We start from the raw sequence: 12,909 nt of genomic DNA, 5'->3' as shown, positions 1-12,909 counted from the left end.
CCCATCAAGATCGGCGCCCGACGGGTCGATACCCAGGTGTGCCCCCACGCTCCTGGTCCCGCCGCCTGATCCCGCTCGCCCTGGTCGCCACCGTGGCCCTCACCGGGCTGACCAGCTGCGACACCGTGGTCCCCGGCACCGAGTGCCCGATGTTCCCGGCCGACAGCCACTGGCACGCGCCCGTGACGAAGGCGCCCCTGCTGGCCAACTCCAGCGCCATCGTGGCCACGGTTGGCGCGGCCGCCGGCCTCAAGGCCGACTTCGGCTCCGGGCTCTGGGACGGCGGCCCGATCGGCATCCCCTACGTGGTGGTGCCCGCCACCCAGCCCAAGGTGAAGGTCACGTTCGACTACGCCGACGAGAGCGATCCGGGGCCGTACCCGGTGCCCGCCAGCCCGCCGATCGAGGGCGGCCCGAACGCGGATGGCGACCGCCACGTCCTCATCGTCGACAAGGGGGCCTGCCGCCTCTACGAGCTCTACGACGCCCACCCCACCTCGACCAGCGCCTGGACCGCCGGGTCCGGAGCCGTGTGGGACCTCAAGTCGAACGCCCTCCGCCCGGCGACGTGGACCTCGGCCGACGCCGCCGGCCTGCCCGTCCTGCCCGGCCTGGTCCGCTACGACGAGGTGGCCGCCGGCCGCATCGACCACGCCATCCGCATGACCGTGCCGGTGAGCCGCAAGGCGTACGTGTGGCCGGCGCGGCACCAGGCCGGGTCCACGACCAGCGTCGACGCGCCGGCGATGGGCCAGCGCTTCCGCCTGAAGTCGACGGTGAAGGAGGCCGACTTCCCGGCGTCGGTCCGCCCGATCATCACGGCCCTCAAGACCTACGGAGCGATCAACGCCGACAACGGCTCGGCCTGGTATCTCTCGGGCGTCCCCGACTCGCGGTGGAACAACGACGACCTGGCCGCGCTGCGCCGCATCACCGGGACCAGCTTCGAGGCGATCGACGCCTCCGGGATGACGGTGTCGGCCAACTCGGGCCAGGCCCGCAGCTGAGCGGTGCCGCCGGGCACGGGTGCCCGACGCCACAGCGACGGATGCCGGGCCAGCACCTAGGTTCCTACCCCGTGCCAGCCCTCGAGAAGCGAACCATCCGGATCCATGGACACGATGTCGCGTACCGCTTCGGAGGGCCCGAGCCGTCGGAGGGAGCACCCGTGCTCCTCCTCGTGCACGGCATGGCGGGCAGCTCCGCCACCTGGCGCGAGGTCGGGCCCCATCTGGCCAGGGACTTCACGGTCATCGCCCCCGACCTGCTGGGTCACGGCGCCTCCGACAAGCCCCGCCACGACTACTCGCTCGGCGCCTTCGCCAGCGGCCTCCGGGACCTGCTGGTGGCGCTGCGCATCGAACGGGCCACCATCATCGGCCAGTCGCTCGGCGGCGGCATCGCCATGCAGTTCGCCTACCAGCACCCGGAGCGCTGCGAGCGGCTGGTCCTGGTCAACAGCGGCGGGCTCGGCCCCGACGTGTCGTGGATCCTGCGGGCGCTCACCCTCCCCGGGGTGGAGTACGTGATGCCGGTCCTGTTCCCGAGCTTCGTGCGCGATGCGGGCGATGCGGTCCGCCGCCGCCTCGGCGCGTTCGGCGTCCGCGCCCCGCACGTCGAGGAGGAGTGGCGCGGGTACGCCTCGCTCACCGATCCCGAGACCCGCCAGGCGTTCGTGAAGACGCTGCGCGCCGTGATCGACCTGGGCGGTCAGTCGGTCAGCGCCCACGACCGGCTCTACCTGGCCGAGCTGCTCCCCACGCTCATCGTGTGGGGCGAGAAGGACCACATCATCCCGGTGGAGCACGCCCACACGGCCCACGAGGCCATGCCCGGCAGCGAACTGGTGGTCTTCGAGCACTCCGGCCACTTCCCGCACGTCGAGGAGCCGCAGCGCTTCGTCGACGTCCTGACGAGCTTCCTCGAGCGCAACCCGGCCGTCCAGCTCGACGCCACCGAGTGGCAGGAGCGCCTGGTCGGGGGTCGGCCCGCCGCCTGATCCCGTCAGACCCGCCCGACCTCGCGGATCGCCGCCGCGAGCCGTGACCAGGGGGGATCCACCACCAGCCCCTCGCAACGTGCTTATCTGAACACGAAGCGTGGTTGAACGCGTAGACTGCCCTCCGTGGAGGAGATCGGCGACTCCCCGCCCCGCTGGGTGGGTTCCTTGGTGCACGACGGCAACGAGGCCGTCGCCGCGCTCGACGCCCACGGGGTGATCATCTACGCCAACCCGGCAGCCGCGGCCCTGCTGTGCACGTCGCTCGATGCCCTGGTCGGATCGAGCGTGGTCGACCTGGTGCACCCCGACGACCTCGAGCGGGCCGGGGCCAACATCGCCGGCGTCGGCGAGGGCATCCGCCCCCGCCCCGGCCTGATGCGCCTGCGCCGCGGCGACGGCACGTACCAGTACCTCGAGCTCGGGCCGTCGGCCATCGACCTGCCCGGGCCGCCCCACGGCATCGGCCCCATCACCAAGGTCACGGTCCGCGACAACCAGCTCCAGGAGGCGCACTGGCTGTTCCTCACCGCCATCTCCTCGGGGCTGCCGCTCCAGCAGTGCTTCGAGACGCTCGCCCTCGGGTTGAGCAGCGACGGCGACGGCGACCTGCTGATCGCGTTCGACGAGCACGGCCGACGCCACGTCGCCGGGCTGCTGCGCCCCGAGCTCGCCGGCGCCACGGCCGACGGCGGGACCGACGAGAGCACCGACACCCCGTGGGCGCGGGCGATGGCCACGGGTGAGACCGCCTGGATGGCCACGGCCGACCTCGACCCGGCGCTCCAGGAGCTCCTCGGTGATCACGGCCACCAGGCGTGCATCGCCGTGCCCATCGCCGATCCGGGCACCTCTCGACCGGCGGTGCTGGTCATGTGGGTGCCCACCCAGGGGATGGTGCCGATCCTGACCGAGGCGCTCGTCCGGCGCCCTCGCCAGGCGGTCCTCCTCGCGCTCCAGCGCCGCCACGAGCTCACCCAGCTCGAGCACCTCGCCCACCACGACGGCCTCACCGGTCTGGCCAACCGCGGCCGGTGCTTCGAGGTGCTCGGCACCTGGTCGAAGCGCGGGACGCCGTTCGGGGTGGTCTACCTCGACCTCGATCGGTTCAAGCCGGTCAACGACTCGCTCGGTCACGCCATCGGCGACCAGGTGCTGATCACGGTGGCGCAGCGGCTGGTCGCCGAGGCCGGCCCGCGGGCCCTGGTCGCCCGCCTCGGTGGCGACGAGTTCATCGTGGCGGTCCCTCGCGTCGACGATCGCGACCTCGACTCGCTCGCCGACCGCGTGGTGGCGTCGCTCGGCGAGTCGATGGTGGTGGCCGGCCACCGGATCTGCATCGGGGCCAGCGCCGGGTGCGCCCGCTCCCAGCCCGGGCTCTCGATCGATGCCGTGGTGGCCCGCGCCGACGACGCCCTCTACGGCGCCAAGCGCGGCGGCCGCAGCAGGTGGCGCCGCTCCCCCGCCAGCTGATGGCTCGTCGCGGCGAGCCGCGACGCTACGTTCACGTCCATGGGAACTCGGGGGACTGATCAGGAACGTCGTTCGCGGAGGCCGGGCCGGGCCCGGAGCCTGGTCGCGGTCGGGGCGGCCGTCGCCGCGCTGACGGCCGGCACCTCGGTCGCCCACGCCGAGCGGAGCGGTCCGGCGCGGCCCGCCGCACCCGCCGCCCCGTCCTCGTTCTCCAGCACGGGCCCGGGCCTGCTCGGCCACGACGGCCGGTGGCTCACCGACTCGCAGGGCCGCGTGGTGCTGATGCACGGCGTGAACCTCGTGGCCAAGGACCTTCGCACCCCGGCCGAGCGCGGCTTCGACGACGACGATGCCCAGTGGCTCCAGGACAACGGGTTCGATGCCGTGCGCCTGGGCCTCTCCGGCGAATCGCTCATGCCGACGCCCGGCGTCATCGACACCGCCTACCTCGCCTCGTTCGCCCAGACCGCCCAGCTGCTGACCGACCACGGCCTGCTGGTCCTCATCGACCTCCACCAGGACGGCTGGGGCCCCACCACCTCGGGCAACGGCTTCGCCGACTGGATGACGTTCACCCACGGCGCCCAGAACACCCACACCGGCTTCCCGCTGTACTACATCACCAACCCGGCCATCCAGGCTGCGTTCGACAGCTTCTGGAACAACGAGCAGTCGTCCGACGGGGTGGGCATCGAGGATCAGGTCGCCACCATGTTCAAGGCCCTGGCCGGCGCGGTGGGATCCAACCCCGACGTCCTCGGCTACGACATCCTCAACGAGCCGTGGCCGGGCACCGACTGGGGCCCGTGCATCAACGATCCCGACGGCTGCCCGGCCCGCGACGCCTCGGGCCTCGACCAGCTCCACGACAAGGTGACCACGGCGATCCGCTCCGAGGACAGCGACCACCTGGTCTTCGGCGAGCCGTACGTGCTGTTCAACTTCGGCCAGTCGAAGACCCACATCGCCCTGCCGGGCGGCGACGCCAACAGCGGCATGAGCTGGCACATGTACACGACCGACGTGAAGCTCGAGCCCAACGTCATCGCCAACGCCCTCGGCTGGTCCCACAAGACCGGCGGCGCGCTGCTCAACACCGAGTTCGGCGCGGTCACCAAGCCCGCCGACATCGACCGGATGGTGGGCGAGATGGACAACGCCCTCATGCCGTGGCTGTGGTGGTCCTACGACGAGTTCGTCTCCGACATGACCGCGGACCCCACCGCCTCGATCAACACCGACGTGTCCGGCGCGCTGATCCGCCCGCACCCCGTGCAGGTGGCCGGCACCCCCTCCGCCCTCGACTACGACCGGGCGGGCCAGGTCCTGCGGTTCACGTGGGATGCGGCGTCGCCCGACGGCACGCGGCTCCCCGCCGGCACCGAGACCGTGATCAAGGTGCCGCCGTCGGTGTACGGCAGCGGGGGCTACTCGGTGAAGGTCACCGGCGGCACGGTCACGTCGGCGGCGGACGCCGACGAGCTGATCGTCACCACCGACCCGGGTGCGGCGTCCACCTTCGTCAAGGTGTGGGCTGCGGGCACCCCCGAGCCGCCCGACGTGAAGCCCACCGACACCACCACCACCACGACGGCCGGTTCGGGCACCAGCACCACCGTGGCCACCGAGCCGGCCGACACCGCCGATGCGGCCACCCCCGTCGCCGGCTCCCCCACCTTCACCGGCTGACCGAGCCGGCGTCGGCCCGCCCGCTGCAGCTCAGCAGCTGGCGCCAGCCGCCCATCCGCCGCGTCGTTCGGCGGGGCAAGGTCCACGAATGGGCTGTACGACCCATCACGAACGGCAACAAACATACCGAATGGTCAATCGGAAAGTTGGTGGCGCCCCCGGTGCCACGTCGAGAGGGAGAACCGACCACATGCAGCCATCGCCGGACCACATCACCGCACCGACCGTCGAGGGGCCGCCCCGGCGACGTCGTCGCGCAGGCGAACGGGGGGCATCGCTCGTCGAGTACGCCTTGCTCGTGGCCCTGATCGCGGTCGTCGCCATCGCCGCCGTGACGTTCCTCGGATCGAACACGAGCGGCGGCTTCCTCAAGGGCGCGGACGCCATCAACGGCGCCACCTCCTCCACCACCTCCACCACCGCCGCCAACAACGCGCAGGCGCACTGCGGCCAGGGCAGCGGCAACGGTGAGACCTCTCACCAGTTCACCGACTCGAACGGCGTCACCGATCCGGTCCACTACCCCGGCCCCTGCCCCGGCGGCTCCAACTACTGACCCCGATCCGCGGTCTCGCCCTGGACGCGACAGCGGCCCCCGCAAGGGGGCCGCTGGTCGGTTTTTCCGTGGTGGGCGTAACAAGACTCGAACTTGTGACCCCTGCCGTGTGAAGGCAGTGCTCTAGCCAACTGAGCTATACGCCCCTGCGGGGGATGGACCTTAGCGGACCCGCCTGAACCCGCTCACAATCGTTGCGGCCGGCCCCCCGAGGGCCCGGGCCGCGGGCGCCGTCGCCATGGACGGCGCGTCCGGATGCGGCCGTGGGACTCCTCACCACGGCCGCACCCAGGCCGCGCCTCCGGGGGCGGGACCCGGAAGCGGTGACCTCAGTCGATGGGACGGAGGTCGTAGGCGGGGTTGAGGATCACCAGCTTCTCGTTGCGCTGGCCGACCATGCCCTCGACGGTGAGCCAGCCGCCGGGCCTGATCCCGGCGATGGAGCGCCGGCCCAGGAACGCCACCGTGAGCGCACCGGTGGCGTCGGCCACCACCGCCTCGAGCGTGGGGATCTCGCCCCACGGCCGGATGCGCACCGAGCGGACCCGGCCGCCCACCTGGGCCCGGTGGCGGTAGACCACCTCGATCACAGGGTGGGAGCGGCCGAGGTCGAGCATGCCGCCGGGCTGGGCGTCGTACACCCCCTCGCGGTCCGGGTCGAACGGGTCGGCCACCGGGCCGGAGCCCGCGGCTCCGGCGCCCGCGGCCGCCTCGGCTGCGCCGCCGTCGCCATCGGGCGAGGGATCAGTGGTGTGGTTGCTTGCTCGCATGGAACGCCTCCCACTCCTCGTCGGAGATGTGGATCGACCCGAGGTGGTACGGCACCAGGGTCACGTTGGCGTGCGGCACCTGGGCCAGGGCCTTCGCCAGCTTCCGGGACGTCTGGTCGTGCAGGAGCCGGTGCCAGAAGTGCTTGTACTCCCGCTTCGGGATGAGGACGCTGACCTCGGTGCGGTCGCCCGAGAGTTCCTCGCAGACCACGTCGAGCAGGGCGCGCTCGATGCGGCGGTCAGGGCAGTCGACGATGTCGAGCGGCACCCGGGTCAGGCCCAGCTGCTCCCACTTCCGGGCCAGATCGAGGGCGTGCTCCGGATCGGCGGCGAGGTGCACGGCTCGCGTCTCGTCGGCGTGCATCGTGCGGGCGTACTGGATGGCCCGGGCGGTGGGCCGGTCGACGTCGCCGACCATCACGAGGACCGAGTGGCGGGGCAGCACGGGCGTCCCGATGGCGTCGTCGACATCGTGGATCAGCTCGACGGCCTCGTGCTCGTACTGCTTGTTGAGGCGCATCAGCAGCGCCACCATCACGGGGACCAGGATGATGATGAACCAGGCACCGTGGCTGAACTTCATCCAGCCGATGACGAGCGTGACCACCAGCGTGGTGACGGCGCCGAGGCCGTTGACGAACAGGCCGAGGCGCCAGCCGGGCTCCTTCAGCTTGACGTGGCGGACCGACATCCCGGCCTGCGAGAGCGTGAAGCTGGTGAACACGCCGATCGCGTAGAGCGGGATCAGGTGGCTCACGTCGGCCTGGAACAGCAGCACCGGGATCGCGGCCGCCACCGCCAGGGCGATGATGCCGTTCGAGAACACCAGCCGGTGGCCCCGCTTGGTGAGCTGCTTGGGCATGAACGCGTCGTCGGCGTGGAAGCTGGCGAGGCGGGGGAAGTCGGCGAACGAGGTGTTGGCCGCCAGCACCAGGATCAGCATCGTGGCGGCCTGGACGAAGAAGAAGATGGCGTGGCCGACGGGCCCGCCGCCGAACGCCTGGCGGGCCACCTCGGAGATCACCGTCGTCTTCTCGCTGGGGACCGCCTGGTACTTGGCGGCCAGGAACGAGATCCCCAGGAACAGCGTGCCGAGGCAGACGCCCATGATCATGAGGGTCTGGCGGGCGTGCTTGGCCTCGGGCTTCTTGAACGCCGGCACGCCGTTGGAGATGGCCTCGACGCCCGTCATGGCTGCACCGCCGGAGGCGAAGCCCTTCAGGAGCAGGACGATCGTGACGACGCCGGTGCCGATGGCGATGTGGCCGTCGGGCGGCGGGATGGTCGCGAACCCGTTCATCACGCCGCGGGTGACGCCCACGATGATCATCAGGAACATCGACACGATGAAGGCGTAGGTGGGGACGGCGAAGATGCGGCCCGACTCCTTCACGCCCCGCAGGTTCCCCCAGGCGATGACGGCGATGAACCCCAGGGCCATGGGCACCCGGTAGGGGTAGAAGAACGGGACCGCCGAGTAGAGGGCGGCCATGCCCGCCGACACCGACACGGCCACCGTCAAGATGTAGTCGGTGAGCAGGGCCACGCCGGCCACCTGCGCCGGGAGCAGGCCGAGGTTGTCCTTGGTGACGATGTACGCGCCGCCCGCCGACGGGTACGCCTTGATGGTCTGGCGGTAGCTGAACACCAGGATCACCAGCACGGCCACGAGGACCCCGGTGATCGGGACGAGGAACGCGGTGAAGGCGAGGAACCCGATGGCCGGCACCAGGGCTCGCAGGATCTCCTCGGACGCGTACGCCGTGGACGACAGCGCGTCGCTGGCGAACACCGCGAGCGCCGTCGGCTTGCCGAGGCGCTGGTGCTCGAGCTGGTCGGTGTGCAGCGCGGGCCCCAGCACCTTCTGCTTGAGCCGGTACGACCTGGCCTCGGGGATGCCCCCGACGGAAGGGGGCAGCGGGCCCGGCACCACGGGGGTGGTCGGAGCCGCCTGCGGATCGTCGATCACGGTCATGGTTCGATTGTCGGGAGGGCCCTGATCAAGACGGCGTCGCGAAACGGCCCGAGGCGCAAGGATCCCGTAAAGATGGCGCTCGGCGGCGGTCCAAGGGCCCGGGAGCGGGGTGACGACCTGCTCTCCGCGGCAGGATGGAGCGGTGCCGATCCGCCTCCGCTACCCCTCCGGCCCGCTGGGCGTGGTCTGCGGCGCGGCGACGGCGGTCGTGGCCGTCCTCGTCCTCCTGCCGATGCGCGATGCGCTCAACCCGGCCACGCCCGCGCTCATCTTGGTGATCCCCGGCGTGCTCGCGGCCGTCCTCGGCGGCCGCGTCGCGGCGGCCGTCGTGGCCGGCGCCACCTCGGTCGCGTTCGGCGTGCTGTTCATCCCGCCGTTCGGGCACTGGAAGATCCTCGATCCCGAAGACGTCACGGCCGTGGTGGTCTTCCTCCTCGTGGCGCTCATCGTCGGTGAGCTCACGGCCCGCCAGGCCGTGCGTCGCAGCGTCGCCGAGACCCGCATGGCCGAGCTCGAGGCGCTCACCTCCCGGCTCGAGCGCGCCCACGACGAGCAGCAGCGCCTCAGCCGCGAGCTCGACAAGCTCGCGCTGATGGAGGAGGTCGACCAGCAGCGGTCGGCGCTGCTGCGCTCGGTGTCGCACGACCTCCGCACGCCGCTCGCCACCATCCGCGCCGTCTCCTCCGACCTCATGGACGACGAGCTCTACGACGACGAGACGCGCGCCGACCTGCTCTCCCTGGTCAGCGACGAGGCCGAACGGCTCGACCGGCTGGTCGCCAACCTGCTCAGCCTGAGCCGGATCGAGTCCGGCTCGTTCGCTCCCGACCTGCAAGCGGTCGTGCTCGCCGAGCTCCTCACCGCCACGGTCGCCCGGCTGCGGCGGGTGATCGCCGACCACCGCCTCGAGCTCGACGTGCCCGCCGACCTCCCGCTGGTGCACGCCGACTACACGCAGCTCGACCTCGTCGTCACCAACCTCCTCGAGAACGCGGCGCGCCACAGCCCGCCGCGCTCCACCATCCGGGTCGGCGCCCGCACCTCGGGCACGATGGTCGAGGCCTGGGTCGAGAACCGGGGCGACGGGGTCATCGCCCCCGACCGGCAGCGCATCTTCGAGGCGTTCCACCGCGGCCACGGCAGCCGGTCCAGCGGCATCGGCCTCGCCATCTGCAAGGCGGTGGTCGAGGCGCACGGCGGCACGATCGGCGTGACCGATGCCCACGGCGGTGGCGCCCGGTTCACCTTCACCATGCCGATCCTGCCCACGCCGGTCGACCAGGCGGCCGTCGCATCCGCCCGCCGGGCCACCCCGTGAACCCGTCGCCCAAGGTCCTGGTGGTCGACGACGAGCACGCCATCGTCCGCGCCCTGAGCGCCGCGCTCGCCGCCCGCGACTACCGGGTCGACGTGGCCCGCACCGGCCACGATGCGCTGGAGCGGGCGGCCACCGGCTCCCCCGACCTCATCGTCCTCGACCTCGGCCTGCCCGACATCGACGGCATCGAGGTGTGCCGCCGCATCCGCGCCTGGAGCGATGTCCCCATCGTCGTGCTCACCGCCGAGGGCGCCGACGACGTCAAGGTGACGGCGCTCGACGAAGGCGCCGACGACTACGTCACCAAACCGTTCTCCACGCCCGAGCTGCTGGCCCGGCTCCGCGTGGCCCTGCGCCACCACCAGCGGGGCCGCGTCGACGGGTCCGAGGACGCGCTCCTGCAGGTCGGCAACCTGGTGGTCGACCTCCCCCACCACGCCGTGACGGTGGGCGGCGTGAAGCTCGACCTCACGCCCAAGGAGTTCGGCTTCCTCGCCACCCTCGCCCGCCACCCCGGCCGGGTGTTCACCCACCGGATGATCCTCCAGGCGGTCTGGGGCGAGGGGTACGGCACCGAGACCCAGTACCTGCGGGTCTACGCCAGCCAGCTCCGCAAGAAGCTGGCCGGGCTGAACGCACCCGAGCTCATCACCGAGCCCGGCGTGGGCTACCGGCTGGTGGCCCCCGAGGCCCCCTGACCCGCCCGGGCTACTCGTCGGACGACAACGAGGGCTCGTAGGGGCAGGCGTGGTCGACGCCGACGGTCTCCTCGATGAGGGCGAGCATGCGCAGCACCGCCACATCGGCGTGCTGGGGACCGACGACCTGGAGGCCGACCGGCATGCCGTCGCCCGTGAACCCCGCGCACACCGTGCCGGCCGGCGACCGCGTGAGGTTGAAGGGGTACGTGTAGCGGACCCAGCTGATGTCCTCGATGCCGTTCACCAGGCCGGCGGCCGACCCGACCGGTGTGTGGCCGGCCACGGTGGGCGTCAGCAGCAGCGGGGCCTCGTGGAACAGGTCGACGAGCCGGAGGTTGAGGTGGTGGGCCACATCGGACGACTCGAGCGCGGTGGTGGGCCCGGCGGTGTTGCGGGCCCAGGTGAGCATCGAAGCCAGGCCCGGGTCGAGGTCGTCCCAGCCGGGCCCGTCGCCATCGCCGTCGACCGCGGCCTGCACGACGCGGAGGTTGGCCGTTAGCGAGAGCATCAGCCACGGCAGCGCCGGATCCTCGTCGAACACGTCGTCCATCACGAGGACCTCGGTGCCGCGCGCCTCGAGGGCCGAGACGGCGCGCTCGCACACGGCGCGGATCTCCGGGTCGAGCACGGCGTAGCCCAGCGTCGGCGACCAGATCACCCGCCGGGGCGCGTGGAGGTTCTCCACGGCGTCGCGCCACGACTCGTCGGGCATCGGCAGCGAGCGCAGGTCGGTCGGCTCGGGGCCGATGACCGCGTCGAGGGCGTAGGCGCTGTCGCGGGCCGTGCCCACGAGCAGGCCCTTGCTCGACAGGTCGGCCCAGCCCGGCGGGCGCGGCCCGCCCGCCGGCACGCGGCCGAGCGACGGCTTCATGGTGGTGAGGCCGCACAGCGCCCCGGGGATCCGCAGCGATCCGCCGCCGTCGGAGCCCGTCGCCATCGGCACCATCCCGGCGGCCACCGCCGCCGAGCTGCCGCCCGACGAACCGCCCGCCGACCGGTCCAGCGCCCACGGGTTGCCGGTGCGGCCGAAGACCCGGTTGTCGGTGTCGGCCTTCCACGCCAGCTCCGGCGTGTTCGTCTTGCCGATGATCACGCAGCCGGCCTGCCGCAGCCGGGCCACGAGCACCGAGTCGGAGGTGGCGACGGCCCGGTCGGCGAAGAGCAGCGAGCCCTGCGTGGTGCGGAAGCCCTCGGCATCCTCCGTGTCCTTCACCCCGATCGGGATGCCGGCGAGGGGGCCGACATCTTCGCCCGCAGCGATGCAGGCATCGATGTCGGCTGCCTGGAGCAGGGCGGACTCGCCGTCGATGGCGACGAACGCCCCGACCTCGTCGTTGGTGGCGTCGATCCGGTTGAGCGCGTGGGCCGTGAGCTCGCGGGCGGACACCTCGCGCTCGCGCACCTGCCGGGCCAGATCCTCGATGTCGGAGCGACGGAAGTCCATGCAGGCCGACGCTAGAGCCGTGACGGACGGCGCGCTGGCGGACGCCCGCTCAGTAGCCGAGGTCGACGTCGACCAAGCCCACCAGCGGTTCCCCCGCCGCGTACCGGCGGACGTTGTCGGCGATGCGGGCACCGAGCAGGGGCCGCGCCATGGCCTGGGTGTTGCCGGTGTGCGGCGTGACGATCGCGTTCGGCAGCGCCCAGAGCGGGTGGCCGTCGGGCAGGGGCTCGGGATCGGTGACGTCGAGGCCCGCCCCTCCGATGGTCCCCGCCTCGAGGGCAGCCACCAGCGCACCGGTCTGGACGTGGGCACCGCGAGCAACGTTGATGAGCCACGCGTGCGGCTCCATCGCTTCGAGCTCGGCCGGACCGATCAGGCCCTCGGTCTCGGGCAGGAGCGGCAGCGCCAGCACGACCGCGTCGGCGCCCTCGAGTGCAGCGGCGCGATCGTCGATCCCGAGGACGCGGTCGACGCCCTCCATGGGCTGGGGGTGGCGGCGGACGACGGTGACGTGGCAGCGGAACGGCTGGAGCATGTCGATCAGCGACCGGGCGATGCCTCCGCCCCCGAAGATCGTGACGCGGGCGCCGATGAGGTTCCGGCCCGCTTGGGTCGTCCAGGTCTGCGCGGCGCCGTAGCGGTGGAGGTTGCGGAACCCGGCGAGCAGCATCGCGAGCGCGTGCTCCGCCACCGGGTCGGCGTACACGCCCTTGGCACACGTCCACACGCGGCTCGCGTCGAGGAGCGGCACGTAAGGCTCGATCCCGGCCCACGGCAGCTGCACCCAGGTCAGGTTCGGGTGCTCCTCCAGCAGCGCGGCCAGGCCCCCCGGATCGTCCGCCTGGGTCCACACGACGCCGGTTGCCTCCGCGGGTGAGACGACGTCACCCCCTCCGTCGCGGACCGCACCGTCGATCCACCACGAGCTGACCGGGGCGGTGGCGATCTGGGGGCGGTGCGCATCGGCCATGGCCGGAAGGTACC

The 12,909-nt window shown here is 72.2% G+C and carries 11 protein-coding genes and 1 tRNA gene; 7 read left to right on the top strand and 5 right to left on the bottom strand.

Annotated elements, in window-relative coordinates:
* Window positions 1-38: 38 nt before the first annotated feature.
* The 5 genes from ACPPVX_RS21590 to ACPPVX_RS21570 all read left to right on the top strand — a co-directional run bounded on the left by ACPPVX_RS21590 (window position 39) and on the right by ACPPVX_RS21570 (window position 5,717).
* Window positions 39-1,007: a hypothetical protein gene (locus ACPPVX_RS21590; RefSeq protein ID WP_426572645.1), complete on the top strand. Its 969-nt coding sequence runs from the start codon at window positions 39-41 to the stop codon at window positions 1,005-1,007.
* 41 nt (window positions 1,008-1,048) lie between these two features.
* Window positions 1,049-1,999, top strand: a complete 951-nt coding sequence (locus tag ACPPVX_RS21585; protein WP_426572644.1) for an alpha/beta fold hydrolase — start codon at window positions 1,049-1,051, stop codon at window positions 1,997-1,999.
* A 126-nt stretch (window positions 2,000-2,125) separates the two neighbouring features.
* Window positions 2,126-3,472 carry a diguanylate cyclase domain-containing protein gene (locus ACPPVX_RS21580; protein WP_426572643.1) on the top strand — a complete coding sequence of 449 codons (1,347 nt, stop codon included), beginning with the start codon at window positions 2,126-2,128 and terminating at the stop codon, window positions 3,470-3,472.
* A 39-nt stretch (window positions 3,473-3,511) separates the two neighbouring features.
* Complete coding sequence (locus ACPPVX_RS21575; RefSeq protein WP_426572642.1) at window positions 3,512-5,161, top strand: cellulase family glycosylhydrolase; 1,650 nt, start codon at window positions 3,512-3,514, stop codon at window positions 5,159-5,161.
* A 190-nt stretch (window positions 5,162-5,351) separates the two neighbouring features.
* Window positions 5,352-5,717 carry a hypothetical protein gene (locus ACPPVX_RS21570; RefSeq protein ID WP_426572641.1) on the top strand — a complete coding sequence of 122 codons (366 nt, stop codon included), beginning with the start codon at window positions 5,352-5,354 and terminating at the stop codon, window positions 5,715-5,717.
* Window positions 5,718-5,786: 69 nt separating this feature from the next.
* Here ACPPVX_RS21570 and ACPPVX_RS21565 read toward each other — a convergent pair.
* From ACPPVX_RS21565 to ACPPVX_RS21555, 3 genes are all read right to left on the bottom strand, one after another.
* Window positions 5,787-5,863 (bottom strand) — tRNA-Val (locus ACPPVX_RS21565).
* A 183-nt stretch (window positions 5,864-6,046) separates the two neighbouring features.
* On the bottom strand, window positions 6,047-6,487 hold the full coding sequence (locus tag ACPPVX_RS21560; RefSeq protein ID WP_426572640.1) for a hypothetical protein: 441 nt from the start codon (window positions 6,485-6,487) through the stop codon (window positions 6,047-6,049).
* Window positions 6,462-8,462: an APC family permease gene (locus ACPPVX_RS21555; RefSeq protein ID WP_426572639.1), complete on the bottom strand. Its 2,001-nt coding sequence runs from the start codon at window positions 8,460-8,462 to the stop codon at window positions 6,462-6,464. The genes ACPPVX_RS21560 and ACPPVX_RS21555 overlap by 26 nt, the downstream gene beginning before the upstream one ends.
* Window positions 8,463-8,604: 142 nt before the next feature.
* On the opposite strand from ACPPVX_RS21555, the gene ACPPVX_RS21550 reads away from it, so the two are divergent.
* Both ACPPVX_RS21550 and ACPPVX_RS21545 read left to right on the top strand, forming a co-directional pair.
* Window positions 8,605-9,780 carry a sensor histidine kinase gene (locus ACPPVX_RS21550; RefSeq protein WP_426572638.1) on the top strand — a complete coding sequence of 392 codons (1,176 nt, stop codon included), beginning with the start codon at window positions 8,605-8,607 and terminating at the stop codon, window positions 9,778-9,780.
* Complete coding sequence (locus ACPPVX_RS21545; protein ID WP_426572637.1) at window positions 9,777-10,478, top strand: response regulator transcription factor; 702 nt, start codon at window positions 9,777-9,779, stop codon at window positions 10,476-10,478. Before ACPPVX_RS21550 ends, ACPPVX_RS21545 begins: the two co-directional genes overlap by 4 nt.
* 10 nt (window positions 10,479-10,488) lie before the next feature.
* Here ACPPVX_RS21545 and ACPPVX_RS21540 read toward each other — a convergent pair whose 3' ends face one another.
* Together ACPPVX_RS21540 and ACPPVX_RS21535 are read right to left on the bottom strand one after the other, a co-directional pair.
* Window positions 10,489-11,925 (bottom strand): amidase, encoded by a 1,437-nt coding sequence (locus ACPPVX_RS21540; RefSeq protein WP_426572636.1) that lies wholly within the window; start codon window positions 11,923-11,925, stop codon window positions 10,489-10,491.
* 49 nt (window positions 11,926-11,974) lie between these two features.
* Window positions 11,975-12,895 (bottom strand): D-isomer specific 2-hydroxyacid dehydrogenase family protein, encoded by a 921-nt coding sequence (locus ACPPVX_RS21535; RefSeq protein ID WP_426572635.1) that lies wholly within the window; start codon window positions 12,893-12,895, stop codon window positions 11,975-11,977.
* Window positions 12,896-12,909 lie beyond the last annotated feature (14 nt).

It is taken from the genome of Aquihabitans sp. McL0605 (genome assembly GCF_049993875.1).
In the GTDB taxonomy this organism is placed as follows: Bacteria; Actinomycetota; Acidimicrobiia; order Acidimicrobiales; family Iamiaceae; genus Aquihabitans.
Note: the sequence above shows the minus strand (reverse complement) of the source record. Positions and strands in the feature narration are given on the sequence as shown.

Bases quoted from the DNA above. Each gene is read 5' to 3' on its own strand.
- ACPPVX_RS21570 (WP_426572641.1), top strand. From the start codon at position 5,352: ATGCAGCCATCGCCGGACCACATCACCGCACCGACCGTCGAGGGGCCG.
- ACPPVX_RS21585 (WP_426572644.1), top strand. From the start codon at position 1,049: ATGCCGGGCCAGCACCTAGGTTCCTACCCCGTGCCAGCCCTCGAGAAG.
- ACPPVX_RS21560 (WP_426572640.1), bottom strand. From the start codon at position 6,487: ATGCGAGCAAGCAACCACACCACTGATCCCTCGCCCGATGGCGACGGC.
- ACPPVX_RS21535 (WP_426572635.1), bottom strand. From the start codon at position 12,895: ATGGCCGATGCGCACCGCCCCCAGATCGCCACCGCCCCGGTCAGCTCG.
- ACPPVX_RS21575 (WP_426572642.1), top strand. From the start codon at position 3,512: ATGGGAACTCGGGGGACTGATCAGGAACGTCGTTCGCGGAGGCCGGGC.
- ACPPVX_RS21540 (WP_426572636.1), bottom strand. From the start codon at position 11,925: ATGGACTTCCGTCGCTCCGACATCGAGGATCTGGCCCGGCAGGTGCGC.
- ACPPVX_RS21555 (WP_426572639.1), bottom strand. From the start codon at position 8,462: ATGACCGTGATCGACGATCCGCAGGCGGCTCCGACCACCCCCGTGGTG.